This is a genomic window from Enterobacter sp. KB-280D8, assembly GCF_041399405.1.
Lineage (GTDB): Bacteria > Pseudomonadota > Gammaproteobacteria > Enterobacterales > Enterobacteriaceae > Enterobacter > Enterobacter cloacae_N.
The window spans coordinates 201,806-226,304 of the sequence record NZ_JBGKEC010000003.1 but is presented as its reverse complement, the minus strand read 5'-3'; the positions used below and the strand labels follow the sequence as shown (position 1 = coordinate 226,304).

The window sequence follows — 24,499 nt, the reverse complement described above, 5'->3', positions numbered from 1 at the left end:
TGTTAGCGTGATGCTTAATAACTACCAACTTTGATAGCAATCTCTCAGATAGTCCATTCTCGCATTCAGATTATTCTTAGTTTCTTGTATTATCGGGCAACTGAACTCATCCGGCAGGAATTTACTGCACCCGAAACAGAAGAACGGCTATGTCAGCAATGGATTTCAAAAAAAACACGGACCTCGATTTTCCCTCATATGCCCCCCCAGCAGTCAGTTCAAAAGAGATCGATCTTCTGGGTCTGTTAGATGTTCTGATTACCGCGAAAAAACGTATTGCCACCATTATCTTTGTTTTCGCGCTGGCAGGTCTGGCAATTGCGCTTCTACTGCCGCAAAAATGGACCAGTAAAGCGGTGATCACTCCGGCGGAACAGACACAGTGGAACCCGCTGCGCCAGATGATGGTTGCGCTGCAGGTTCTTGACGTGAAGGTGCCGGTCACCCGTCAGGAAGTCTTTGACCTGTTTATTAAAAAATTCCAGTCGCAGTCATTGCTCGAAGAGTATATGACCTCTTCCCCTTACGTGATGGCGCAGCTTAAGAATACGGAAGTGGACCCGCTTGAACTGCACCGTGCGGTTGTTAATATCGCAGACAGAATGAAAGCGGTGAATGATGTTCAGGGAAAAGACGCGGATAAAGCGCCTTTCGTCTCCTGGACATTGAGCTTCACCGCGCCGACCGCAGCCGATGCCCAATCCGTCCTGGAGGGGTATATCGACTATATCTCGGCAATTGTAGAGAAAGAGACGGTGCAAAATATCCGCAACCAGATCGCCCTCAAAACGAACGAGGTAGAACAGCAGCTGGCGCTCGACCGCGTTCGTCTGACAAATGTGCACAACACCAACCTGCAGCGGCTGAATTATTCGCTGGAAGTGGCGAATGCCGCGGGCATTAAGAAGCCCGTGTACAGCAACGGACAGGCGGTAAAAGACGATCCGGACTACTCCGTTGCGCTCGGGGCTGACGGTATCGCGCAAAAGCTAAAGATTGAAAAAAATCTCAAGGACGTGACGGAGCTGAACGCGGATTTCCAGAACCGGGAATATTACCTGGCGCAGCTGAAAAAACTCTCCTTTGCAGACGTTAAGCTTGAGCCATTCAGGTATCAGCTTTCGCCATCGATGCCGGTGAAAAAAGACGGCCCGGGCAAAGGGATGATTGTCATTCTGGCGGCGATCCTTGGCGCTCTGTTTGCCTGCGGCAGCGTGTTACTGCGTGAGGCCATGCTCAGCCGAAACCCATCGCCAGAGCCGGTAACGGAATAAATTCTGCATACAGGAAAGGCGCTGAAACAGCGCCTTTTTTTATTTCAGAAAATCCTCGCGGACAGGCGTAAAGGTGTCCAGCAGCGTGCCGGCCCTGAGGCAGAGGCAGCCGTGCATCACATGCGGTTTTTTGTAGAGCGTATCTCCCGCCGTCACGACATGCTTCTCTTCACCAATCGTAAATTCAAACTCGCCGGAGAGAACATAGGTTAACTGTTCGTGCGGGTGGTTATGCAGTGGACCAATTGCACCCTGCTCAAAATGCACTTCAACCGCCATCATCCTTCCGCCGTGGGCCAGCACACGACGCGTAACGCCGTTCCCTAAATCTTCAGACGCGGTCTCTTTGTGAAACATAAACATGGTTTTGCCCTTTATAATAAAACGGTGTTTTATTTAATTTATATCGACCAGCTTAAAATGAAAACGACGTAATAAAGAACTGGAAACAGGATCACAAGTTTGCTTCACTGGCTTAAACAGATAAGGAGGGATGATGAAAACGATTGGCCTGTTAGGTGGGATGAGCTGGGAATCGACTATCCCTTATTACCGCCTGATTAACGAAGGCGTAAAGCAGCGTCTGGGCGGCCTGCACTCCGCGAGCCTGCTGCTGCACAGCGTTGATTTTCATGAAATCGAAGCCTGTCAGTCGAGCGGCGAATGGGATAAAGCGGGAGAGATCCTGGCCGATGCCGCGCTGGGGCTGGAGCGCGCGGGGGCGCAGGGCATTCTGCTGTGTACCAACACGATGCACAAAGTGGCCTCGCACATTGAAGCGCGCTGTTCGCTGCCGTTCCTGCACATCGCGGATGCCACCGGACGCGCAATTCGCGCCTCGGGAATGTCGCGCGTGGCCTTGCTGGGCACACGTTACACCATGGAGCAGGATTTCTATCGCGGGCGCTTGCACAGCGAGTTTGGGATAGAAAGCCTGATCCCGGATGAGGAGGACCGGGCGCGCATTAATCAGATTATCTTCGACGAGCTCTGCCTCGGAACCTTCAGCGAAACCTCCCGTGCGTATTACGTGAGCGTAATAGAGAAACTGGCGCAACAGGGGGCTGAAGGGGTGATTTTCGGCTGCACGGAGATCGGTTTACTGGTGCCTGCCGAACGGAGCCCCATCCCGGTGTTTGATACCGCGGCTATTCACGCGGCAGATGCCGTGGAATTTATGCTGTCATAACGGGTTTTGCAGGTCAGGCAAGCGAAGCGCCGCCTGACGCGCATGCTCAACTAAGTGTTCGGTGAATGCGTCCACCAGCGCGGAAGCCGGACGGTGCAACGGGCGGATAAGGCTTACGGTGAACGGGACGGAAACGCTAAAACGGCGGATGACGATCCCGCTCCCGGCATAGTCCAGCGCCGTAAGCGGATTGACGACCGCGACGCCGACGCCCGCACGAACCATCGCGCATATTGAGGCCGCGCTGTGCGTTTCTACCACCATCCGCCGCTTCACCTGATGCTCAGCAAAAAGCGTATCCAGCAGCTGCCGGTAGCTGTCGGTTTGCGACAGGCTAATGTAGTTCTCACCGTGAAAATCCGCAGGCGTCAGCACCGCTTTGTGAGCAAGCCGATGCCCGGCGGGCAGAACGCACACTTCATCCAGCGCGAGCAGTTCCGTGCGCGCCGTGCCTGCGGGTGTCGAGAAGGTCTCTGTTAACCCGAGATCGTGCCGCTGTGCAGACAGCCACTCTTCAAGCAGAGGCGACTCCTGCGGCACGATGGTGAGATTGACCTCGGGATAGCGGGCCAGAAAAGGCTGGAGCAGCGTCGGTAAGAAGGACTGAGAGAAGACAGGCAGGCAGACAATCGACAGCTCGCCCTGACGAAACTCGCGCAGGCTTTCCGCCGCGCTGACGATTCTGTCCAGCCCGTACCATGAGCGCTGCACTTCCTCAAACAGGCGCAACCCCTGCACCGTCGGGTGAAGCCTTCCCCGGGCGCGTTCGAACAGCTTCAGCCCCAGCACTTTCTCGAAGCGCGCCAGCTCGCGGCTGACCGTCGGCTGGGAGGTATGCAGCATCTGTGCGGCTTCGGTGAGATTGCCGGCGGTCATCACGGCGTGAAAAATCTCGATGTGGCGTAAATTGACGGCGGGCATAGGGCACCTGAAAGCAAAGAACTGTCCATATCATTTTTGCATAGACTCGCGATAAAACGATATTTTTTATTCGGCTTCCACTGTGGCGTAATCATAAAAAATGAATTGACCCGGAGAAGACCATGCCACGCCCGCTCAACCAGACGGATACCGATTTGAACGCTGAAAACCTGCTGCGCCTGCCCGCCGAGTTTGGCTGCCCGGTATGGGTCTATGACGCGCAGATCGTTCGCGAGAAGATCGCCGCCCTGCATCAGTTTGACGTGGTGCGTTTTGCCCAGAAGGCCTGCTCCAATATTCACATTCTGCGCCTGATGCGCGAGCAGGGCGTGAAGGTTGACTCCGTGTCGCTGGGTGAAATCGAGCGTGCGCTGGCGGCCGGGTTCGATCCGAAAACCGATCCTGATGCGATCGTCTTTACCGCGGATGTGATCGACGACGCCACGCTTGCGCGCGTGCATGAACTGCAGGTGCCGGTGAATGCCGGTTCTGTGGATATGCTGGAGCAGCTTGGGCAGGTTTCGCCTGGTCATCGCGTCTGGCTGCGGGTGAACCCGGGCTTCGGTCATGGGCACAGCCAAAAAACCAACACCGGGGGCGAAAACAGCAAGCACGGGATCTGGTATGCCGATATGCCTGCCGCCCTTGAGGTGCTGCAGCGCTACAACATGAAGCTGGTTGGCATTCATATGCATATTGGCTCCGGCGTCGATTACGGGCACCTGGAGCAGGTATGCGGGGCAATGGTGCGCCAGGTTGTCGACTTCGGCCAGGACCTGGAGGCGATCTCTGCCGGTGGCGGTCTTTCCATTCCTTATCGCGAAGGGGAAGAGGCGATCGACACCGATCACTATTACGGCCTGTGGAGCGCCGCGCGCGATCAAATCGCCGCGCATCTTGGTCATGCCGTGAAGCTGGAAATTGAGCCGGGTCGTTTCCTGGTGGCCGAAGCCGGCGTGCTGGTGGCGCAGGTGCGCAGCGTCAAAGAGATGGGCTCCCGCCACTTCGTGCTGATTGACGCGGGCTTTAACGACCTGATGCGTCCGTCCATGTACGGCAGCTACCATCACATTACCGCCCTTGCCGCCGATGGCCGCGATTTAACGCACGCGCCGCGCCGCGAGACGGTGGTCGCAGGCCCGCTGTGTGAATCCGGTGACGTATTTACCCAGCAGGAAGGCGGCAAAGTGGAAACCCGTGCGCTGCCGGAGGTAGCGCCTGGCGATTACCTGGTGCTGCACGATACCGGCGCGTACGGGGCGTCTATGTCCTCGAACTACAACAGCCGTCCGCTGCTGCCGGAAGTGCTGTTTGATAACGGCAAGGCGCGGCTGATCCGTCGTCGTCAGACCATTCAGGAACTGCTGGCGCTGGAACTCGTTTGATGAAAGTACGGCCCCGTTGTGACCGAATCGCGTAATACCAGCGTGCCGGTAAACGGCGGGATCGCATCGACCGGCTGGTTCTTCGCCAGCCGGATCGCCTGATCGATAGCCGTGACGATCATGTTATCTATCGGAAGATAAACCGATGAGAGCGCAGGCTCCAGCCACTTCGCGCTTGGGGCATCGTCAAAGCCGAACAGGGAGATATCCTGCGGGATCTTAAGCCCTGCCTGATGCAGCGCTTTGGACGCGCCCAGCGCCATATCATCGTTACAGGCAAACAGCGCGCTGAACGATACCCCTTCAGCAATCAGCTCCTTACACAGCTCATAGCCCCGCGTCATTCCCGCATCACCGTACTTTATTCGACGCTCGTCCAGACGAATGCCGTGCTTTTCCAGCGCCTTACGGTAGCCCATTAGCCGCGCTTTACCCGTGGGGGTGTGGATCGGGACGGTAATGCAGGCGATCTCCCGGTGGCCCTGATTGATCAGGTAATCCACCGCCTTAAACGCGGCATCCTGCTGTTCGAAGAATACGCAGCGCTCCGGTGCCTGGCTGACTTCACGGTTGATGACCACCAGAGGCGTTTGCACGGTATTAATCAGCTTGATGATCGCCTTTTCGCTCATATAGCGCGTGTAAAGCACGATGGCATCGCACTGGCGGTCGGCCAGCATCTGCACCGCCTGTTCTTCCTGCTCTGGCGCGTCGTGACCGTCGGTGACGATCAGTTGTTTCCCGTGGGTTTCGGTCTGCCGCGACGCCTGCTGCAAAAGACGACCAAAGTAAAAGCCGTCGAAGGTAGAGACGACCAGACCAATGCTGTTGCTGGTCTGGTTAGCCAGCGAACGCGCGAGAAAGTTTGGGCGGTAGCCCAGCTCTTCCATCGCAGCAAAGACCTGCTGACGCGTACTCTCTTTAACCTGACCTGTGCCGTTCAGCACGCGCGAGACGGTAGCCTTCGACACGCCCGCGCGCAGTGAGACATCCAGCATTGTTGCCATTCTACATTCCTGCTTCCACGTAATGGTCTGCAGTTTAACACAGACCTGACAGCGTATAAGCGATGCGGGAAGCGCAAAACTACTGCCACGATCACGCTTTTTGGTCACGATTCGCCTGGCCTGCCAGAAGTAAAACTAAATAGTCTGACTCTGGTAAAATACTCGCCAAACCGGGCTGGAGGCGTCAGGCCAGCATATTCATTAAAAACGCAGGTGAAACGTGAAAAAGTCCGTCATCCTCCCGCTTTACGAGGCACCGCACTATGCGGAGCAGGTTACCGACTGGCTATGGCAGGCTTTTGGCGAGGGGCTTTCACGGGAATTTTTCCACAGCATCGTTGTGCACAGCCAGACGCCGGATGTCCTGCCGCTGACCTTTATCGCCGTAGAAGATGAACGGCTTCTCGGCACGGTGGGACTCTGGCGCTGCGATTTGATTACCCGTCAGGATCTTTTTCCGTGGCTGGCGGCGCTCTACGTTGACGACGCGGCGCGCGGCAAGGGGCTGGCAGGAAAGTTACAGCAGCACGTTATTCGCTTCGCCGCACGGGCCGGGTACGAGGAACTCCATCTCTGGTCTGCCTGCCGCGACTTCTATGAACGTTACGGCTGGCAGTATATTGGCGATGGGCTGGAGTATCCGGATAAAACGGTACACCTGTATCGTTATTCGCTCTGCGCGTCAGCAGGCGCTGCAACGGAGTGACGGCGCACTAACGTTGGGCTGAAGAGATGGGTAATCTCCGGCGGCTGGCGTTGCTCGGCCAGCGCCAGCGCCAGCTCTGCGGCCTGGGTGGCCATCGTGATGATTGGGTAACGGACGGTGGTCAGGCGCGGGCGCACGTACCGGGAGACCAGGACATCGTCAAAGCCAATCAGTGAGATCTCCGTCGGCACCTCAATCCCGTTGTCATTCATGACACCCATTGCCCCGGCGGCCATCGAATCGTTATAGCTGGCAACCGCGGTGAAATTTCGTCCACGACCCAGCAGCTCCGTCATGGCCTGTTCGCCGCCGCTTTCATCCGGCTCTCCGTAGGCCACCAGACGGTCATTACACGGCAGACCATTTTCGCGCAGGGCGTCGTAGTAGCCCTGCAGGCGGTCTTCCGCATCAGAAATGGGGTGATTGGAACAGAGATAGCCAATCCGGGTGTGACCCTGTTGAATCAGATGACGAGTTGCAAGCCAGGCGCCGTAGCGGTCGTCGAGGGCCACACAGCGTTTTTCAAAGCCGGGGATAATACGGTTGATGATCACCATTCCGGGCATCTGCTTCATCAGGTGAATCAGTTCGGCATCCGGGAGCATTTTGGCGTGAACAACCAGCGCCGCGCAGCGGTGGCGGATCAGCTGCTCAATAGCCTGGCGTTCTTTTTGTTCATTGTGATAGCCATTGCCGATCAGTAAAAAATTACCCGTCTGATAAGAGACCTGTTCAACCGCTTTAACCATGGCCCCGAAAAAGGGGTCGGAAACGTCGCCCACCACCAGCCCAATGGTATCCGTTGACTGCTGGGCGAGCGCGCGGGCGTTGGCATTTGGATGGTAATTCAGGGTTTCCATGGCGCTTTGTACCGCCTGGCGTGATGCGTCACTGGCTTTGGGTGAATCATTAATCACGCGGGAGACGGTGGCTACCGACACACCTGCCAGACGAGCCACATCCTTTATTGTCGCCATTTATAACCTTCTTATTTGGGGTAAGCGTTTACACACTAAATAGTGTTGCGGAAAAGTGACGCGCATTCAAGGGAAGCCGATTTCCTCGCGCCACAAACGTGACGCAGACCCACCCTGATAGTGTAATCGTTACACGCCTGGTCATGTCAGAAGAATGTCAATCTGAACCTTTAGTTACACTTTGCCTCAGGCTGTTGCGATTGGCCGGTGGCGATGACGTTAAAGAGGTTGGTAGAGTTGAGGTCCCAGAGGTATTGATAGGTGGAATCAACCCCGGTTGATTAACACGACTTACACCAGCCTGCGTTCTTACGCAGGTTTTTTTTTGCCTGACAGTTCAACCTGTAACAGCAACAGAGAATATTCACACCTGGTTGCATTTCGGCTCATTCCCTTGCGTTTTACTGCTGGCGAAGCGCAGGGTCAACAGCCACAATCAAGATCCCAGAGGTATTGATTGGTGAGAATTCTTAGTACGATTTCGTACTCATCACTTGCACCAACCTGCGCGGATGCGCAGGTTTTTTTTCGCCCCCACTTTTGCTGTCGCTCCTGTATCACTTCTCGTGTAATCTGCCACCATTTACCGTCACCCCACCACACTGTCTGGCAAAGGGAGTTGAGATGCTATTTGGGTTTTTCCGTACACTGTTCCGTATTCTTTTTCGCATCCGCGTCACTGGCGACGCCCAGGCGCTTCGCGGCGAGCGCGTTCTCATCACACCCAATCATGTTTCCTTCATAGACGGCATTCTGCTGGCGCTATTTCTGCCCGTGCGGCCGGTGTTTGCGGTGTACACCTCCATCAGCCAACAGTGGTACATGCGCTGGCTCACCCCGCTGATTGATTTTGTGCCGCTCGACCCGACAAAGCCGATGATGATTAAACATCTGGTACGTCTGGTAGAGCAGGGGCGTCCGGTGGTTATTTTCCCGGAAGGGCGCATTTCAGTGACCGGTTCGCTGATGAAAATCTACGACGGCGCGGGTTTTGTCGCGGCGAAGTCAAAAGCGACCGTGGTGCCGCTGCGTATCGAAGGTGCAGAGTTGACCCACTTCAGCCGCCTGAAGGGGCTGGTGAAGCAGCGTCTGTTCCCCAAAATCACTCTGCATATTCTGCCGCCAACGTCGCTCCCGATGCCCGACGCGCCGCGTGCCCGCGATCGCCGTAAAATCGCCGGGGAAATGCTGCACCAGATTATGATGGAAGCGCGCATGGCCGTGCGCCCGCGCGAAACGCTGTACGAATCCCTGCTTTCCGCGCAGTACCGCTATGGCGCAAAGAAAAACTGCATCGAAGACATCAACTTTACCCCGGATACCTATCGCAAGCTGCTGACCAAAACGCTGTTTGTGGGCCGCATTCTGGAGAAGTACAGCAAGAAGGGCGAAAAGATCGGCCTGATGCTGCCAAACGCGGGCATCAGCGCGGCGGTGATTTTTGGCGCGGTTTCCCGTGGACGTATACCGGCGATGATGAACTACACGGCGGGGGTGAAAGGGCTGACCAGCGCCATTACCGCCGCCCAGATAAATACCGTCTTTACCTCCCGACAGTTCCTGGACAAAGGCAAGCTCTGGCATCTGCCAGAACAGCTGACCCAGGTGCGCTGGGTCTTTCTGGAAGATCTGAAAGCGGACGTGACCACCGGCGACAAGCTGTGGATTTTTGCACACCTGCTGATGCCGCGTCTGGCGCAGGTCAAACAGCAGCCGGAAGATGATGCGATTATCCTCTTCACGTCGGGTTCGGAGGGCAACCCGAAAGGCGTTGTTCACAGCCACAAGAGTATTCTGGCGAACGTTGAGCAGATCAAAAGCATTGCCGACTTTACTGCCAGTGACCGCTTTATGTCGGCGCTGCCGCTGTTCCACTCCTTTGGCCTGACGGTGGGACTTTTTACGCCGCTGCTGACCGGTGCGGAAGTGTTCCTCTATCCCAGCCCGCTGCATTACCGCATTGTGCCGGAGCTGGTGTATGACCGTAACTGCACCGTCCTGTTCGGAACCTCAACCTTCCTGGGTAACTATGCCCGTTTCGCCAATCCGTATGATTTCTTCCGCGTGCGGTATGTCGTGGCTGGTGCGGAAAAGCTGCAGGAGAGCACGCGTCAGATCTGGCAGGACAAGTTTGGCCTGCGCATTCTTGAGGGCTATGGCGTTACCGAGTGCGCGCCCGTGGTCTCCATCAACGTACCCATGGCGGCGAAACCGGGTACGGTGGGCCGAATTCTGCCGGGGATGGATGCGCGTCTGCTGGCCGTGCCGGGCATTGAGGAGGGTGGCCGCCTGCAGCTGAAAGGGCCAAACGTGATGAACGGTTACCTGCGCGTAGAAAACCCAGGCCAGCTGGAAGCGCCGACGGCGGAAAACGTCAACGGCGAGGTTGAAACCGGCTGGTACGACACCGGTGATATCGTGCGTTTCGATGAGCAAGGTTTTGTGCAGATTCAGGGACGCGCAAAACGCTTCGCCAAAATCGCCGGTGAAATGGTCTCTCTGGAAATGGTTGAACAACTGGCGACGGCTGTCTCCGCCGATAAAATGCATGCGACGGTGGTGAAGAGTGATGCCAGCAAAGGCGAGGCGCTGGTGCTGTTTACCACCGACGGCGAGCTTAAGCGCGACAGGCTACTGAGCTATGCGCGTGAGCATGGCATTCCTGAGCTGGCGGTGCCGCGCGATATTCGCTACCTGAAGCAGCTTCCGGTGCTGGGTAGTGGCAAACCCGATTTCGTGACCCTGAAAGGCATGGTTGAAGAGGCGGAACAGCAAAATGCGTGAGTCAGTACACACTAACACCTCACTGCGTTCAAAAGGCATGATGGCGGTCATTGCCGCGCAGTTTCTCTCTGCGTTCGGCGATAACGCGCTGTTGTTCGCCACGCTGGCCCTGCTGAAAGCCGAGTTTTACCCCGACTGGAGTCAGCCGATCCTGCAGATGGTGTTTGTGGGCGCTTACATTATCTTTGCCCCGTTTGTGGGGCAGGTGGCGGACAGTTTCCCGAAGGGCCGGGTGATGATGTTTGCCAACGGTCTCAAGCTGCTGGGTGCCGCCAGCATTTGCTTTGGCTTCAATCCGTTTATTGGCTATACGCTTGTGGGCATCGGCGCTGCCGCCTACTCTCCGGCGAAGTATGGCATTCTTGGCGAGCTGACCACGGGCGATAAGCTGGTCAAAGCCAACGGTCTGATGGAGTCGTCAACCATTGCCGCTATCCTGCTCGGCTCCGTCGCAGGCGGCGTACTGGCCGACTGGCATGTCCTGGCGGCTCTGGTGGTATGCGCGGCGGTGTATGGCGGGGCGGTCGTGGCTAACCTGTTTATTCCGAAGCTGCCGGTCGCTCGCCCGGGGCAATCCTGGCGCTTCAAACCGATGACCGGCAGTTTCTTCAACGCGTGCCGCGTGCTGTGGCGTAACGGGGAAACGCGTTTCTCCCTGATGGGAACCAGTATGTTCTGGGGGGCGGGCGTCACGCTGCGCTTCCTGCTGGTCCTGTGGGTACCGGTGGCGCTGGGAATTACTGACAATGCGACGCCGACCTATCTTAATGCGATGGTAGCGATCGGCATCGTGGCTGGCGCAGGCGCTGCAGCGAAGCTGGTAACGCTCGAAACGGTAGCACGCTGCATGCCGGCGGGGATCCTGATTGGCGTCGTGGTGCTTATTTTCTCGCTTCAGCATGCGTTGCTGCCCGCTTATGCCCTGCTGATCCTGATTGGCATTCTGGGCGGTTTCTTCGTGGTGCCGTTGAATGCGTTACTCCAGGAGCGCGGCAAGCAGACCGTCGGGGCGGGGAATGCCATTGCGGTACAAAACCTCGGTGAAAACCTGGCAATGCTGTTAATGCTGGGACTCTATTCGCTGGCGGTGAAAGTGGGGGTACCGGTGGTGGCGATTGGCGTCGGATTTGGTGGACTCTTCGCGGCGGCGATTGCGGGATTGTGGCTCTGGCAGCGTCGGCGCTGATAAGTGCGGCCTGATGCCCTCACCCCGGCCCTCTCCCACCGGGAGAGGGGGCAAACCCTAAAAACGGCAACGTGCGTTGCCGTTTTGCTTTTATTACGGTGCCGGGTATGTGTATACCTGATGCACCGCTTCAATCTCCGCCAACACCTCTTCACTCAGGTTCAGATGGAAACTCTCAATATTGGTTTTCAGCTGTTCCATCGTGGTCGCGCCCAGCAGGGTGCTGGCAACAAACGGCTGACGGCGCACAAAGGCCAGCGCCATCTGCGCCGGATCGAGGCCGTGGCGCTTCGCGATATCCACATAGGCTGCAACGGCTTTTTGCGTTTGTTCGCCGCTGTAGCGGGTAAAGCGGCTAAAGAGTGTATTGCGCGCCCCGGCCGGTTTCGCACCGTTGAGGTATTTCCCCGTCAGGGTGCCAAAACCCAGGCATGAATAAGCGAGCAGTTCCACTTCCTCATATTGCGTCACTTCGGCCAGCCCCACTTCGTAGCTGCGGTTAAGCAGGCTGTACGGGTTCTGGATGGTGACGATGCGCGGCAGATCGTGTTTATCCGCCAGGTGCAGGTAACGCATGACCCCAAAGGCCGTTTCGTTGGACACGCCAATGTAGCGGATTTTTCCCGCACGCTGGCACTCCGTCAGCGCTTCCAGCGTTTCCAGCAGGGTAACGGCGGGGGCGCTCTCGTTCCAGCTGTAGCCGAGCTTGCCAAAGCAGTTGGTTGGGCGCTGGGGCCAGTGGACCTGGTACAGGTCGAGATAGTCGGTTTGCAGACGCTTCAGGCTCGCGTCCAGCGCGGCGCGGATATTTTTGCGATCGAGGATCTGATTTGGGCGGATCCCGGCATCGTTGTTTCGCGCGGGGCCACTGACTTTCGAGGCGATGACCAGCTTTTCACGGTTACCGCGTTTTGCCAGCCAGTTACCGACGTAGGTTTCGGTAAGTCCCTGTGTTTCAGGGCGTGGTGGCACAGGGTACATCTCTGCAACATCAATCAGGTTAATCCCCTGACTGACGGCATAATCGAGTTGTGCATGGGCATCGGCTTCGCTGTTTTGTTCACCAAATGTCATCGTGCCCAACCCCAGTTGACTTATCTCCAGAGCGCTGTGGGGGATACGGTGATAATGCATAGCCGGCTTCCTTCAATAGACATGTAGACCGCGTCAGGAACCTCCCGACAAAGGAATATAAACATGGCAGAGGGGAAGCAAAAGGGGAAGAAAAAAATCAAAAAGGCCAGTAAGCTACTGACCTCCGACCGTTATCGCTCAATAATTTGCGAGACTTCGTCGCGATTGATCTGCATTTTATTGCCTGCCTGGTCGTGGTAGCTGACCAGACCGGTATCGTCGTCGACTTCGGGTTTGCCGTCGGTCAGGATCATCCGGCCATCTTTCGTTGCCATGACGTAATCGCTGCTGCAGCCCGATACGGCAAACGCCAACCCGACTGCTGAAATTAACACCGCCCATTTTTTCATCGTTATCGTCCTCATCTGGCTCGTATCAAATCATAGTGTAGTATTAACCCGTTATGGCAACAGGGTGAAGCGGTAAAATCTTAAAAACCAGGTGATTATGTTTGTGAGCTCGCAAAATAAGTAAAAAACTATGTTTTAAGTAAGAAATGACGAGCAAGCAGCGCGCCGGTGAAATTCTTTTTAAGATAAAAACCGCGCGGCAGCGTCAGTATGGGTTCGCCCATCGCGCCGATCGCCTCGGTAAGCGCTTTGCTGTTTGCCGCTTTCGGGCGCAGCTGTAACACTTCTCCGTGTCGGGCGGTAATTCGCTCGACCTGCCCGAGCACAATCATGTCCATCAGCTCTTCCCAGTCCAGGCGCAGCTGATGCTCCTCCTCTTCATCCGGACTCCAGAGCAGCGGTGCGCCAACGCGACGTTCGGCCAGCGGGATCTGCCGTTCACCTTCAACCGGTACCCAAAGCACGCGTTTCAGCTTATGACGCACGTGGCTGGTTTCCCACGTCACGCCGGTATTGCCGGTTAAGGGCGCAACGCAGACAAAGGTTGTCTCCAGGGGGCGACCCCAGCTGTCGATGGGGATGGTTTTTAACTCGACGCCAAGGGCGGCAAAATCTTGCTCAGGTTTGCTTCCGGCGCTGGCACCCAGCCACAGCTCCAGCAGCATGCCGATCCAGCCTTTATCCCGTTTAAGATCCTTCGGGATCTGAAGCCCTGCCATAGCCGCCAGTTCGCCAAGCGAGAAGCCTGCCAGGCGCTGTGCCTGCTCTAGCAGCTCGCCTTCGCTGGACGGCGGTGAGAGCAAGGGGGTAAGCGAATGCATGAAGGTAACCTTTTGATTAAAAAATAAACGAAGAAATTGTCCCCTGTGGATAGAGTTTATCTTTTTCTGTCCCAATATTCCATGTCTATGATTTATAGGTTTTTTTATGAGGTTTTAACGGTTTCATCTGAGACGTAAAACGGGTTGTTCAAATCTGGTCACTGACAATAAACAGGATCTTACACCATGTTATCCACAGAAAAGTGGGATAACTGGGCATAACCCTGACTACTGTTTCAATTTACAGCCTTGACGTGCGATGAAAATCCAAATTTCAGACAAATTGTGCCTAACTTATTGGCACAATCTGTGGATAAAACCGACGCTGTTCGATCTTTCATCAGTACAACGATCCCTGCTGTGACGATCGTCACGCTATTCTGCGTTTTATTTACTGGTATTAAGTTAATCGTATGAAAAATATGATTTTATATTGACGGTGTGAAAGAGGGCGGGAGAGGTTGTTTAAGGTTGTTCATCGGTAATCAGACACTTCTTCACAACTATATCCACAGAAAAGGTGAATAAAATTGTCCTCGTTACCGTATATCTGTTTATAACTCTGCACTTATTTGTGAGTTATTCAAATGTTATTAGGTTGCAGGCCTGTAAGAGAGTGGTTTACCGCCTCACTGTAGTGTGAAACAATCATTCATATATAAGGTTTAGTTTGGGGTAGTCCGGTGATTGATGACGATGGCTACCGCCCGAACGTAGGAATAGTAATTTGTAATCGTCAGGGCCAGGTAATGTGGGCCCGTCGATATGGTCAGCACTCCTGGCAGTTCCCGCAAGGCGGGATCAATCCGGGAGAGTCCCCAGAACAAGCGATGTACCGGGAGCTTTTTGAAGAGGTCGGTTTAAGCCGAAAAGATGTTCGCATCCTCGCTTCGACCCGCAACTGGTTGCGTTACAAGTTACCGAAACGTTTGGTGCGTTGGGACACAAAGCCGGTTTGTATCGGCCAGAAACAGAAGTGGTTTCTTCTGCAGTTGGTGGGCAACGATTCAGACATCAATATGCAAACCAGCAGTACGCCGGAGTTCGATGGCTGGCGCTGGGTGAGCTATTGGTATCCTGTTCGTCAGGTCGTGTCATTTAAGCGCGATGTTTACCGTAGGGTGATGAAAGAGTTTGCAAGTGTGGTTATGCAGCTTCAGGAGATCCCGCCTAAGCCGCAGAGCGCACCTGCCTGGCGACGTAAAAGAGGTTAAGCTACGCAAATCATGCTCACCCGCTTGCGAGAAATAGTCGAGAAGGTGGCCAGTGCTCCGCGTCTCAACGAGGCGCTGAATATTCTGGTCACTGACATCTGTCTTGCGATGGAGACCGAAGTCTGTTCGGTGTATCTGGCCGACCACGATCGGCGCTGCTATTACCTGATGGCGACCCGTGGTTTGAAAAAGCCACGGGGACGCACCGTAACGCTCGCATTTGATGAAGGTATCGTCGGCCTGGTTGGGCGGCTGGCTGAACCTATCAACCTTGCCGACGCGCAAAAACACCCCAGCTTTAAATACATCCCTTCCGTAAAAGAAGAGCGTTTCCGCGCGTTCCTTGGCGTGCCGATTATCCAGCGTCGTCAACTTTTGGGCGTGCTGGTCGTCCAGCAGCGGGAGCTGCGTCAGTACGATGAAAGCGAAGAGTCCTTCCTCGTCACGCTGGCGACACAGATGGCGGCGATCCTCTCACAGTCTCAGCTTGCAGCGCTCTTCGGTCAGTATCGCCATACGCGCATTCGTGCCCTTCCGGCATCGCCAGGGGTAGCGATTGCTGAAGGCTGGATGGACGCCACGCTGCCGTTAATGGAGCAGGTTTACGAAGCCTCTACGCTCGATGAAGCGCTGGAGCGCGAGCGTCTTACCGCCGCGCTGGAAGAGGCGGCAAATGAATTTCGCCGCTACAGCAAACGCTTTGCGGCGGGTGCGCAAAAAGAGACGGCGGCTATCTTCGACCTTTATTCGCACCTGCTTTCCGACGCGCGGCTGCGCCGTGAGCTTTTTGCGGAAGTGGATAAAGGTTCGGTAGCAGAATGGGCCGTTAAAAAGGTCATCGAAAAATTTGCTGAGCAGTTTGCAGCATTAACAGACGGTTACCTGAAGGAGCGTGCCGGCGATCTCCGTGCGCTGGGGCAACGTCTGCTGTTCCATCTTGATGACACCATTCAGGGGCCAAACGCCTGGCCAAAACGGTTTGTGCTGGTGGCCGATGAACTCTCGGCAACGACGCTGGCTGAACTGCCGCAGGACCGGCTGGCCGGTGTCGTGGTGCGCGACGGTGCCGCTAACTCCCACGCCGCCATTATGGTGCGCGCGCTCGGTATTCCTACCGTTATGGGGGCGGATATCCAGCCGTCGGTACTGCATCGACGCACGCTGGTGGTGGATGGTTACCGCGGTGAACTGCTGGTCGATCCTGAACCCGTTCTGCTCCAGGAATATCAGCGTCTCATCAGCGAAGAGAATGAATTAAGCAAGCTGGCGGAAGATGACGTTAACCTTCCCGCACAGCTGAAGAGCGGTGAGCGGATCAAAGTCATGCTCAACGCCGGTTTAAGCCCTGAGCACGAAGAGAAGCTGGGCAGCCGCATCGACGGTATTGGCCTGTACCGTACTGAAATCCCGTTTATGCTGCAGAGCGGTTTCCCCTCCGAAGAGGAGCAGGTGGCGCAGTATCAGGGAATGTTGCAAATGTTCAACGACAAGCCTGTCACCCTGCGTACCCTGGATGTCGGGGCGGATAAACAGCTGCCGTATATGCCGATCAGCGAAGAGAACCCGTGTCTTGGCTGGCGCGGGATCCGCATTACGCTCGATCAGCCGGAGATCTTCCTGATCCAGGTGCGCGCCATGCTGCGCGCTAATGCTGCGACGGGCAATCTCAGCATCTTACTGCCGATGGTCACCAGCATTGATGAGATCGACGAAGCGCGGCGCCTGATCGAACGTGCTGGTCGTGAAGTGGAAGAGATGATTGGCTATGCGATCCCGAAACCACGGATCGGCGTCATGCTCGAAGTGCCGTCTATGGTCTTCATGCTGCCGCAGCTGGCAAACCGCGTTGATTTTATCTCTGTCGGTACCAACGACCTGACGCAATATATTCTGGCCGTCGACCGGAACAACACCCGCGTCGCCAGTATCTACGATAGCCTGCATCCGGCAATCATTCGCGCGCTGGCGATGATTGCCCGTGAGGCTGAACAGTACGGTATTGATCTACGCCTGTGCGGTGAAATGGCCGGAGACTCGATGTGCGTCGCGATCCTGATTGGTCTGGGATACCGCCATCTGTCGATGAACGGCCGTGCCGTAGCGCGCGTGAAGTATTTGTTGCGTCATATAGACATCAATGATGCCCGTGAGCTGGCTGAGCGCAGCCTTGACGCTCAGCTGGCGGCTGAGGTTCGTCACCAGGTGGCGGCATTTATGGAACGACGCGGTATGGGCGGGCTGATTCGCGGTGGTCGCTAAAGCCTTCCCCTCTCTCACAGGGCTGAGGGATCCCCACAAATTAATGCGAGCAGTGAACAATCCCCTCGCCCCTTTGGGGAGAGGGCCAGGGTGAGGGGACCAGCGTGCACAAAACCCTATACACATCTTTTACATCTCTGGCGCATCCTCCGCGCCAGCCTTATGCTATGATTCGCAACTTTGGAGCCTCTGCTTAAGGCAGAATCGCATTTCTACCGCTGTCCACTTTCAGCGGAATAACAACATCTTGTGGTGACAGATGAACAGTGGTTATCTGCATTTTCCGGAGTTTGATCCGGTCATTTTCTCAGTAGGACCTGTTTCGCTTCACTGGTACGGTCTGATGTACCTGGTGGGCTTCGTTTTTGCCATGTGGCTCGCGGGCCGTCGCGCCAGCCGTCCTGGCAGCGGCTGGACCAAAAATGAAGTTGAAAACCTGCTATACGCAGGCTTCCTCGGCGTGTTCCTCGGTGGCCGTATTGGGTATGTTCTGTTCTATAACTTCCCGGTATTCCTGAACGATCCCCTCTATCTTTTCCGCGTCTGGGACGGCGGCATGTCTTTCCACGGCGGCCTGATTGGGGTGATCCTGGTGATGGTGATTTTTGCCAAACGCACCAAGCGCAACTTTTTCCAGGTGTCAGATTTTATCGCACCGCTGATCCCGTTTGGTCTCGGGGCTGGTCGTCTGGGCAACTTTATCAACGGTGAGCTGTGGGGCCGCGTTGACCCAAGCGTGCCGTACACGATGCTCTTCCCGGGCTCCCGCGCGGAAGATATCGCGCTGCTGCCATCGCACCCGGAGTGGCAGTCCATTTTCGATACCTACGGCGTGCTGCCGCGTCATATGTCCCAGCTGTACGAACTGGCGCTGGAAGGCGTGGTGCTGTTTATCATTCTGAACCTGTTTATTCGCAAGCCGCGCCCGATGGGGGCTGTTTCCGGGCTGTTCCTGATTGGCTATGGCGCGTTCCGCATCATCGTCGAATTCTTCCGCCAGCCCGACGCCCAGTTTACCGGCGAATGGGTACAGTACATCAGCATGGGGCAGATCCTCTCCATTCCGATGATCGTAGCGGGTGCCATTATGATGATTTGGGCGTATCGTCGTCGTCCACAGCAACAACTTTCCTGAGGAATCATGAAACAGTATCTTGAATTGATGAAAAAAGTGCTCGATGAGGGCACGCCGAAAAACGACCGTACCGGTACCGGTACGCTCTCCATTTTTGGCCACCAGATGCGCTTCAATCTGCAAGAAGGCTTCCCTCTGGTGACGACAAAGCGCTGCCACCTGCGCTCTATCATTCATGAACTGCTCTGGTTCCTGCAAGGCGATACCAACGTTGCGTATCTGCACGAAAATAACGTCTCCATCTGGGACGAATGGGCAGATGAAAACGGCAACCTGGGCCCGGTATACGGCAAGCAGTGGCGCGCATGGCCAACGCCTGATGGCCGCCATATTGACCAGATCACAACCGTCATGAACCAGCTGAAAAACGATCCGGACTCGCGCCGAATCATCGTTTCTGCCTGGAACGTGGGTGAGCTGGATAAAATGGCGCTGGCACCGTGCCACGCGTTCTTCCAGTTCTATGTGGCCGACGGTAAGCTCTCCTGCCAGCTCTACCAGCGCTCCTGTGACGTGTTCCTGGGCCTGCCGTTTAACATTGCCAGCTATGCGCTGTTAGTCCACATGATGGCGCAGCAGTGTGACCTTGAAGTGGGTGATTTCGTCTGGACAGGTGGGGACACCCATCTCTACAGCAATCATATGGAACAGACGCATCTTCAGCTCACCCGCGAACCGCGTGCGCTGCCGAAGCTGATTATCAAACGCAAACCGGCATCAATCTTCGACTACCGCTTTGATGATTTTGAGATTGAGGGCTACGACCCGCATCCAGGCATCAAAGCGCCCGTCGCTATCTGATGCGATAAAGCGTGACACAACCGGTGCTGTTTAGCGCCGGTTTTTTTTCGTCTTCATCCCGTTTTACGAGGCGTTATCAAGAAAGCGTGCAACACGCTGCAACACGCTCAATTCTTCGGATAACGCCTCGTAAAACCCTTATTCACCGCTCGCCACGCCCTCGTCGAATCGCCACACTTCCCGCATGAAAAAAGAGAACGGCTTTACGCTTATCGAAACGCTGGTGGCTGTCTCGCTGGTTGTCATACTCAGCGCCTCAGGTCTGTACGGCTGGGACAGCTGGCAGCGGCAGCAGCGGTTGTGGCAAACCGCCGACCAGGTGCGCGACTATCTGGTCTTTCTGCGCAACGACGCCAACCGGCACAACCGCGACCATCAAATTCGCCTTCAGCGGGTGGGCGAAAAGGAGTGCCTCGTGAGCTCAGCCGTACAAGGCTGTGAGAAGGGAAGCCCCTTTGTTCTGATTCCACTCTGGCCAGAGGTCGCGGTGAGCGAAGTCACGCCGTCATTAGGGTTCTATGGGTTAAGGGATACGGCATGGGCAGGGCGGATAAGGGTTCAAAGCCGTGCCGGAGAATGGCTGATCATAGTCTCAGACGGAGGGCGCATCAGAATGTGTAAGGTCTCACAGGGAGGTTCATGTCGATGAGACAGCGCGGTTTTTCGCTGACTGAAGTTCTGATTGCCACGGCCATCAGTAGCCTGTTGTTGATTGGCGCATCGCGCTTTTTACCCGGATTGCAGCGGGCGGTATTACTGCAATCCGGCCAGAGAGAGCTGGAAGAAGAGGTCTGGCAGCGCCTGTTTGCTTTCGGCAAACAGCTTCAGCGTGCGGGTTACTGTGCGGGGAACTGTCAGGGGCAAGGGCTGACGATCGCAAGGCAGGGCAGTTGCGTCATTGTGCGGTGGGATGCCAACAGTAACGGCCGCTGGGATCGCAGTGCATCAGAAAACGACAGCACCGGTTTTCGTCTGGAATCGGGCGCGCTGGAAACCCTGCGTGGAGCAACCTCGTGTGAAGGTAAGGGATGGGAAAAGCTCACGGACCCGGACAGGCTTGCGATTGCACACTTTGTGGTGAGGAAAGTTACACGCGCCGGGTTTGCGCCGGAGCTGAATATCGAACTGTCCGCCCTTCGCAAAGGCGAGCAGGGGGAGCCTTATCAGGCGTTGTATACGGTCACGGGGTACAACCTGTGAACCGTCAACGCGGTATGTCTTCTCTGGGGCTGGTCCTGCTTTTGCTGGTGCTCGGTACCCTGATCCTCACTGGCCTAAACCAGCAGCTCACCACGTTTAGTGCGCTCGTTGGCGGTGAAAGCCGTTCGCTACAGCAGCAGGCTTCTGTCCAGTCAGCGCTTGAGTGGGGACGCGTTCAGAACTGGTCACCCGACCCTGACGTTCAATGTAAAAAGGCACCCGCGTGGCGAGTGTGTTTGCGGCAACTGAGTGAAACCACTGTTTTACTGATTGCCGGAGTCAACGACCTGCTGCTCTGGCGTTCAGGAGAGATCGTCGACGGTAAAATTCGCTTTTCGCCTCACGGCTGGAGTGATTTTTGTCCGCTAGAGGAGCGTTCGCTATGCCAACTGCCATAAAAAAAGAGAAAGGATTTAGCATGGTTGAGGTTCTGCTGGCGATGATGCTGCTGGTCATCATCGTCACGGCACTGGCCGGCTATCATCGGGCGCTGGCGGCGCGGTTTAACCTGTTTAACCAGTATCGCCAGCTCTGGCACCATGCATGGAATCAGGCACAGCTCTCGACAAATGTTCTGCCCGCAGGCTGGCAGGCCAGTCGGGTGCAGACAACGCACGCAGGATGTGTCAGCATCACGGTTACACTTATTTCTCCTCTGGGGCGACGCGGTGAGATAACGCGTCTGCATTGCCCGGTTAGCCAGTAGTCGGGAGCGTCTATGTTAAGGGTCTACCACTCAAATCGTCTGGATGTGCTGGAAGCGCTGATGGAATTTATCGTTGAGCGCGAGCGGCTTGACGATCCTTTTGAGCCAGAAATGGTGCTGGTGCAGAGCACCGGTATGGCACAGTGGCTGCAAATGTCGCTTTCCCGTAAGTTTGGCATTGCCGCGAACATTGATTTCCCGCTGCCCGCGAGCTTTATCTGGGATATGTTCGTGCGCGTGTTGCCAGACATTCCCGAACAGAGCGCCTTCAACAAGCAGGGCATGAACTGGAAACTGATGGCGCTACTGCCGGAAATGCTGCAACACGATGAATTCGCAATGCTGCGCCACTACCTCAATGACGATACCGATAAGCGCAAGCTGTTCCAGCTGGCGTCCCGCACCGCCGATCTCTACGACCAATACCTTGTTTACCGTTCTGACTGGTTAATTCGCTGGGAAGCGGGCGAACTGGTTGAAGGACTACCGGAGGCGCAAATATGGCAGGCACCGCTGTGGAAAGCGCTGGTAGAGCATACGGAGAAGCTTGGGCAGCCTAAGTGGCACCGTGCCAACCTGTACGATCGGTTTATCTCAATACTCGAGAATGCGTCGGAGCGTCCAGCCCGACTGCCGTCACGCGTTTTTATCTGTGGGATATCCGCATTACCGCCAGTTTATCTGAAGGCCTTGTATGCGCTGGGTAAACATATTGATATTCATATTTTGTTCACCAACCCTTGCCGGCAGTATTGGGGGGATATCCTCGACGAACGTTGGCTTGCGCGGCTGGTAACTCGCCAACGAAAGCGCCTTTTTGAAGAACGATCCGTCCCGCTGTTTAAAGACGGTTCGACTGCCGGGCAGCTTTTTGATGAAGACGGTATCCAGAACCTGCCCAATCCACTGCTTGCCTCATGGGGGAAGCTGGGGCGTGATTACATTCATATGCTCTCCGATATTACGTCATCAGGCGAGGGTGACGTTGACGCCTTTGTCGAGATCGCGCCGGATAGCCTGCTGCATAATATTCAATTAGATATTCTGGATCTGGAAAACCGTGCCGTTATGGGCGTGACGGCGAAAGAGTTTGAGCGCAGCGACAGCAAGCGGAAGCTGGATGCTGAGGATCGCAGTATCACGTTCCATGTTTGCCATAGCCCCCAGCGTGAGGTCGAAGTACTTCACGACCAGCTGCTGGCGATGCTGCAGGACGACCCTGAACTCACCCCGCGCGATATCGTGGTAATGGTGGCGGATATCGACAGCTACAGTCCCTTTATTCAGGCCGTTTTCGGCAGTGCGACCGGGGAGCGGTACCTGCCTTATGCTATCTCTGACCGTCGTGCCCGCCAGTCTCACCCGGCATTGCAGGCATTTGTTACCCTGCTTTCACTGCCGGATAGCCGCTTTATCTCCGAAGATGTTCTGGCATTACTGGATGTTCCCGTGCTGGCCGCGCGCTTCAACATCAATGAAGAAGGGCTGCGCTACCTTCGCCAGTGGGTAAACGAATCAGGCGTTCGCTGGGGGATCGATGACGATAACGTCCAGGAGTTCGAGCTTCCCCCAACCGGGCAGCATACCTGGCGGTTTGGCCTGACGCGTATGCTGCTGGGCTACGCCATGGAGAGCAGCCAGGGCGAGTGGAACGAAGTGCTGCCTTACGATGAGTCCAGCGGTTTGATTGCTGAACTGGTAGGGCATTTAGCTTCTCTCCTGATGCAGCTAAACCGCTGGCGCCGTGAGCTAATGCAGCCGCGTCCGCTTGAAGCGTGGCTCCCGGTTTGCAGGGCGTTACTTAATGATTTCTTCCTGCCAGACAGTGACACCGAAGCGGCGATGGCGCTCATTGAAACGCAGTGGCAGGCTATCGTCGACGAGGGCGTGAATTCCCACTATCACGAGGCGATTCCTTTGTCGCTGCTGAGAGATGAGTTGACGCAGCGCCTTGACCAGGAGCGAATCAGCCAGCGTTTCCTGGCAGGCCCCATCAATATCTGTACCCTGATGCCAATGCGCTCAATTCCCTTTAAGGTGGTCTGTCTGCTCGGCATGAACGACGGTGTTTATCCTCGTGCCCTGGCACCGCTGGGGTTCGATTTGATGAGCGCAGATCCAAAGCGGGGTGACCGTAGCCGTCGCGATGATGACCGCTATCTCTTCCTTGAAGCGCTTATCTCTGCTCAAAGTAAGCTCTATATCAGCTATATCGGCCGCTCCATTCAGGACAACAGCGAGCGCTTCCCCTCAGTTCTGGTGCAGGAACTGGTGGACTATATTGGCCAGAGCCACTATCTGGCTGGCGATGACGCGCTTAACTGCGATGAAAGCGAGCAGCGGGTGAAGGCGCACATTACGTGTATCCACAGCCGCATGCCGTTTGACCCGGTAAACTATATTGTCAGCGAACAGCAGAGCTATGCCCGCGAATGGCTGCCGGCAGCGAAAAAAGAGGGACGAGCCCATACGGATTTCATTCAGCCGCTTGATCCGCTGCCCATTAGCACCCTGACTTTCGAACAGCTTCAGCGGTTTTGGGCGCACCCGGTGCGCGCCTTCTTCCAGCAGCGACTACAGGTCAATTTCCGTTCTGAAGAGAGTGAAATTCCGGATGCAGAACCCTTTACCCTGGAAGGGCTGGAGCGCTATCAGTTAAACCTCCAACTGCTGAATGCGCTGGTTGAAGAGGAAGATGCTGACAAACTTTACCGCCGCTACCGCGCTGCTGGGCAACTGCCCTACGGGGCGTTTGGGGAAATTGTCTGGGAGGCGCAGTGCCAGGAGATGACCGCTCTGGCTGAGCGCGTAAGGGAGCACCGCCAGCCCGGACAAAGCATCGAAATCGATCTCCACAGCAATGGCGTACAGCTCACGGGCTGGCTAACCCAGGTTCAGCCCGATGGGCTACTGCGCTGGCGGCCTTCTTTGCTCAGCGTTTCACAAGGATTGCAACTCTGGCTGGAACATCTTGTCTACAGTGCGGGTGGCAATAAAGGCGAAAGCCGGATCTTCGTGCGCAAAGACGGCGAGTGGCGCTTCCCACCAATGGAGGCAGAACAGGCGTTACGCTATCTGTCTTTGTACATCGAGGGCTATCTTCAGGGAATGAACAAACCTCTCCTGCTACTGCCCGAAAGTGGCGGTGCGTGGATAAAAGCCTGTTATGACGCGCAGAATGATGCGATGTTAACGGACGAGGCTTCGCTGCAGAAAGCGCGCAGTAAATTTATGCAGGCCTATGAAGGAAACATGATGGTGCGCGGTGAAGGTGAGGATGTCTGGTATCAACGTTTATGGCGAACGCTTGAGCCAGAATACTTCGAGGCTATTACGGAAGAGGCGCAACGCTACCTGTTACCGTTGTTTAAATTTAATCAGTCCTGAGTGCTGTATAAAAATTGCGCAGTATGGGGTGTTCATTTATGATGCACTTCTTATCACGGACTG

At 55.7% G+C, this 24,499-nt stretch carries 22 protein-coding genes and 1 pseudogene; 15 read left to right on the top strand and 8 right to left on the bottom strand.

Annotation, left to right across the window (positions count from 1 at the left end; all coding sequences use genetic code 11):
• Window positions 1-149: 149 nt before the first annotated feature.
• On the top strand, window positions 150-1,274 hold the full coding sequence (wzz(fepE), locus tag AB8818_RS11075) for an LPS O-antigen length regulator Wzz(fepE) (RefSeq protein WP_192982585.1): 1,125 nt from the start codon (window positions 150-152) through the stop codon (window positions 1,272-1,274).
• A 39-nt stretch (window positions 1,275-1,313) separates the two neighbouring features.
• Here the strand turns inward: wzz(fepE) and AB8818_RS11070 are convergent, their stop codons facing one another.
• Window positions 1,314-1,637, bottom strand: a complete 324-nt coding sequence (locus AB8818_RS11070) for a cupin domain-containing protein (RefSeq protein WP_163329624.1) — start codon at window positions 1,635-1,637, stop codon at window positions 1,314-1,316.
• 133 nt (window positions 1,638-1,770) lie between these two features.
• Here AB8818_RS11070 and AB8818_RS11065 point away from each other — a divergent pair, with 133 nt between their 5' ends.
• Entirely contained in the window at window positions 1,771-2,463 is a 693-nt protein-coding gene (locus AB8818_RS11065) for an aspartate/glutamate racemase (protein ID WP_116341851.1), read from the top strand.
• Here AB8818_RS11065 and AB8818_RS11060 read toward each other — a convergent pair.
• Window positions 2,458-3,384: a LysR family transcriptional regulator gene (locus AB8818_RS11060; protein WP_116341848.1), complete on the bottom strand. Its 927-nt coding sequence runs from the start codon at window positions 3,382-3,384 to the stop codon at window positions 2,458-2,460. The genes AB8818_RS11065 and AB8818_RS11060 overlap by 6 nt on opposite strands.
• A gap of 122 nt (window positions 3,385-3,506) precedes the next feature.
• Here AB8818_RS11060 and lysA point away from each other — a divergent pair, with 122 nt between their 5' ends.
• Window positions 3,507-4,769: a diaminopimelate decarboxylase gene (gene lysA, locus AB8818_RS11055; protein WP_116341846.1), complete on the top strand. Its 1,263-nt coding sequence runs from the start codon at window positions 3,507-3,509 to the stop codon at window positions 4,767-4,769.
• Here the strand turns inward: lysA and AB8818_RS11050 are convergent.
• Entirely contained in the window at window positions 4,739-5,776 is a 1,038-nt protein-coding gene (locus tag AB8818_RS11050) for a LacI family DNA-binding transcriptional regulator (protein WP_061097196.1), read from the bottom strand. The genes lysA and AB8818_RS11050 overlap by 31 nt on opposite strands.
• A gap of 220 nt (window positions 5,777-5,996) precedes the next feature.
• On the opposite strand from AB8818_RS11050, the gene AB8818_RS11045 reads away from it, so the two are divergent.
• Window positions 5,997-6,482: a GNAT family N-acetyltransferase gene (locus tag AB8818_RS11045; RefSeq protein ID WP_192982582.1), complete on the top strand. Its 486-nt coding sequence runs from the start codon at window positions 5,997-5,999 to the stop codon at window positions 6,480-6,482.
• Here AB8818_RS11045 and galR read toward each other — a convergent pair.
• Entirely contained in the window at window positions 6,443-7,459 is a 1,017-nt protein-coding gene (gene galR, locus AB8818_RS11040; RefSeq protein WP_116341842.1) for an HTH-type transcriptional regulator GalR, read from the bottom strand. The two genes, AB8818_RS11045 and galR, sit on opposite strands and share 40 nt — an antisense overlap.
• 624 nt (window positions 7,460-8,083) lie before the next feature.
• Here galR and aas point away from each other — a divergent pair.
• Both aas and lplT read left to right on the top strand, forming a co-directional pair.
• The gene (gene aas / locus AB8818_RS11035) at window positions 8,084-10,243 is read left to right on the top strand and encodes a bifunctional acyl-ACP--phospholipid O-acyltransferase/long-chain-fatty-acid--ACP ligase (RefSeq protein ID WP_192982579.1); all 2,160 of its coding nucleotides are present in this window, start codon (window positions 8,084-8,086) and stop codon (window positions 10,241-10,243) included.
• A complete protein-coding gene (gene lplT / locus AB8818_RS11030; RefSeq protein WP_192982576.1) occupies window positions 10,236-11,429 on the top strand; it encodes a lysophospholipid transporter LplT in 1,194 nt (397 codons plus the stop codon). The genes aas and lplT overlap by 8 nt, the downstream gene beginning before the upstream one ends.
• Window positions 11,430-11,522: 93 nt before the next feature.
• Here lplT and AB8818_RS11025 read toward each other — a convergent pair whose 3' ends face one another.
• The 4 genes and pseudogenes from AB8818_RS11025 to AB8818_RS11010 form a co-directional block, all read right to left on the bottom strand.
• On the bottom strand, window positions 11,523-12,563 hold the full coding sequence (locus AB8818_RS11025) for an NADP(H)-dependent aldo-keto reductase (RefSeq protein ID WP_028014287.1): 1,041 nt from the start codon (window positions 12,561-12,563) through the stop codon (window positions 11,523-11,525).
• A gap of 131 nt (window positions 12,564-12,694) precedes the next feature.
• Window positions 12,695-12,913 (bottom strand): YgdI/YgdR family lipoprotein, encoded by a 219-nt coding sequence (locus AB8818_RS11020; protein WP_014885085.1) that lies wholly within the window; start codon window positions 12,911-12,913, stop codon window positions 12,695-12,697.
• A gap of 128 nt (window positions 12,914-13,041) precedes the next feature.
• Entirely contained in the window at window positions 13,042-13,734 is a 693-nt protein-coding gene (gene mutH, locus AB8818_RS11015) for a DNA mismatch repair endonuclease MutH (protein ID WP_192982573.1), read from the bottom strand.
• 85 nt (window positions 13,735-13,819) lie between these two features.
• Window positions 13,820-13,975 (bottom strand): annotated as a pseudogene (locus AB8818_RS11010) (hypothetical protein).
• 442 nt (window positions 13,976-14,417) lie between these two features.
• On the opposite strand from AB8818_RS11010, the gene rppH reads away from it, so the two are divergent.
• From rppH to recC, 9 genes are all read left to right on the top strand, one after another.
• Window positions 14,418-14,948: an RNA pyrophosphohydrolase gene (rppH, locus tag AB8818_RS11005; protein WP_013098553.1), complete on the top strand. Its 531-nt coding sequence runs from the start codon at window positions 14,418-14,420 to the stop codon at window positions 14,946-14,948.
• Window positions 14,949-14,960: 12 nt separating this feature from the next.
• Window positions 14,961-17,207, top strand: a complete 2,247-nt coding sequence (gene ptsP / locus AB8818_RS11000) for a phosphoenolpyruvate--protein phosphotransferase (protein ID WP_116341830.1) — start codon at window positions 14,961-14,963, stop codon at window positions 17,205-17,207.
• A 259-nt stretch (window positions 17,208-17,466) separates the two neighbouring features.
• Complete coding sequence (lgt, locus tag AB8818_RS10995; RefSeq protein ID WP_116341828.1) at window positions 17,467-18,342, top strand: prolipoprotein diacylglyceryl transferase; 876 nt, start codon at window positions 17,467-17,469, stop codon at window positions 18,340-18,342.
• Between the two features lie 6 nt (window positions 18,343-18,348).
• A complete protein-coding gene (gene thyA / locus AB8818_RS10990) occupies window positions 18,349-19,143 on the top strand; it encodes a thymidylate synthase (RefSeq protein ID WP_014885081.1) in 795 nt (264 codons plus the stop codon).
• A gap of 211 nt (window positions 19,144-19,354) precedes the next feature.
• Window positions 19,355-19,792, top strand: a complete 438-nt coding sequence (locus AB8818_RS10985) for a prepilin peptidase-dependent protein (RefSeq protein WP_239508660.1) — start codon at window positions 19,355-19,357, stop codon at window positions 19,790-19,792.
• On the top strand, window positions 19,783-20,343 hold the full coding sequence (locus AB8818_RS10980) for a prepilin peptidase-dependent protein (RefSeq protein WP_192982570.1): 561 nt from the start codon (window positions 19,783-19,785) through the stop codon (window positions 20,341-20,343). The genes AB8818_RS10985 and AB8818_RS10980 overlap by 10 nt, the downstream gene beginning before the upstream one ends.
• On the top strand, window positions 20,340-20,741 hold the full coding sequence (locus AB8818_RS10975; RefSeq protein ID WP_192982567.1) for a DUF2509 family protein: 402 nt from the start codon (window positions 20,340-20,342) through the stop codon (window positions 20,739-20,741). The genes AB8818_RS10980 and AB8818_RS10975 overlap by 4 nt, the downstream gene beginning before the upstream one ends.
• On the top strand, window positions 20,726-21,049 hold the full coding sequence (locus AB8818_RS10970) for a prepilin-type N-terminal cleavage/methylation domain-containing protein (protein WP_163331126.1): 324 nt from the start codon (window positions 20,726-20,728) through the stop codon (window positions 21,047-21,049). The genes AB8818_RS10975 and AB8818_RS10970 overlap by 16 nt, the downstream gene beginning before the upstream one ends.
• Window positions 21,050-21,061: 12 nt before the next feature.
• Window positions 21,062-24,436, top strand: a complete 3,375-nt coding sequence (gene recC, locus AB8818_RS10965) for an exodeoxyribonuclease V subunit gamma (RefSeq protein ID WP_192982563.1) — start codon at window positions 21,062-21,064, stop codon at window positions 24,434-24,436.
• Window positions 24,437-24,499: the final 63 nt, after the last annotated feature.

Excerpts from the sequence above, each read along its gene's own strand:
- ptsP (WP_116341830.1), top strand. The coding sequence starts at position 14,961 with ATGCTCACCCGCTTGCGAGAAATAGTCGAGAAGGTGGCCAGTGCTCCG.
- AB8818_RS10970 (WP_163331126.1), top strand. The coding sequence starts at position 20,726 with ATGCCAACTGCCATAAAAAAAGAGAAAGGATTTAGCATGGTTGAGGTT.
- AB8818_RS10980 (WP_192982570.1), top strand. The coding sequence starts at position 19,783 with ATGTCGATGAGACAGCGCGGTTTTTCGCTGACTGAAGTTCTGATTGCC.
- recC (WP_192982563.1), top strand. The coding sequence starts at position 21,062 with ATGTTAAGGGTCTACCACTCAAATCGTCTGGATGTGCTGGAAGCGCTG.
- AB8818_RS11070 (WP_163329624.1), bottom strand. The coding sequence starts at position 1,637 with ATGTTTATGTTTCACAAAGAGACCGCGTCTGAAGATTTAGGGAACGGC.
- thyA (WP_014885081.1), top strand. The coding sequence starts at position 18,349 with ATGAAACAGTATCTTGAATTGATGAAAAAAGTGCTCGATGAGGGCACG.
- AB8818_RS11020 (WP_014885085.1), bottom strand. The coding sequence starts at position 12,913 with ATGAAAAAATGGGCGGTGTTAATTTCAGCAGTCGGGTTGGCGTTTGCC.
- lysA (WP_116341846.1), top strand. The coding sequence starts at position 3,507 with ATGCCACGCCCGCTCAACCAGACGGATACCGATTTGAACGCTGAAAAC.
- aas (WP_192982579.1), top strand. The coding sequence starts at position 8,084 with ATGCTATTTGGGTTTTTCCGTACACTGTTCCGTATTCTTTTTCGCATC.
- galR (WP_116341842.1), bottom strand. The coding sequence starts at position 7,459 with ATGGCGACAATAAAGGATGTGGCTCGTCTGGCAGGTGTGTCGGTAGCC.
- mutH (WP_192982573.1), bottom strand. The coding sequence starts at position 13,734 with ATGCATTCGCTTACCCCCTTGCTCTCACCGCCGTCCAGCGAAGGCGAG.
- AB8818_RS11050 (WP_061097196.1), bottom strand. The coding sequence starts at position 5,776 with ATGGCAACAATGCTGGATGTCTCACTGCGCGCGGGCGTGTCGAAGGCT.
- lplT (WP_192982576.1), top strand. The coding sequence starts at position 10,236 with ATGCGTGAGTCAGTACACACTAACACCTCACTGCGTTCAAAAGGCATG.
- AB8818_RS11065 (WP_116341851.1), top strand. The coding sequence starts at position 1,771 with ATGAAAACGATTGGCCTGTTAGGTGGGATGAGCTGGGAATCGACTATC.
- AB8818_RS11025 (WP_028014287.1), bottom strand. The coding sequence starts at position 12,563 with ATGCATTATCACCGTATCCCCCACAGCGCTCTGGAGATAAGTCAACTG.
- AB8818_RS11060 (WP_116341848.1), bottom strand. The coding sequence starts at position 3,384 with ATGCCCGCCGTCAATTTACGCCACATCGAGATTTTTCACGCCGTGATG.
- lgt (WP_116341828.1), top strand. The coding sequence starts at position 17,467 with ATGAACAGTGGTTATCTGCATTTTCCGGAGTTTGATCCGGTCATTTTC.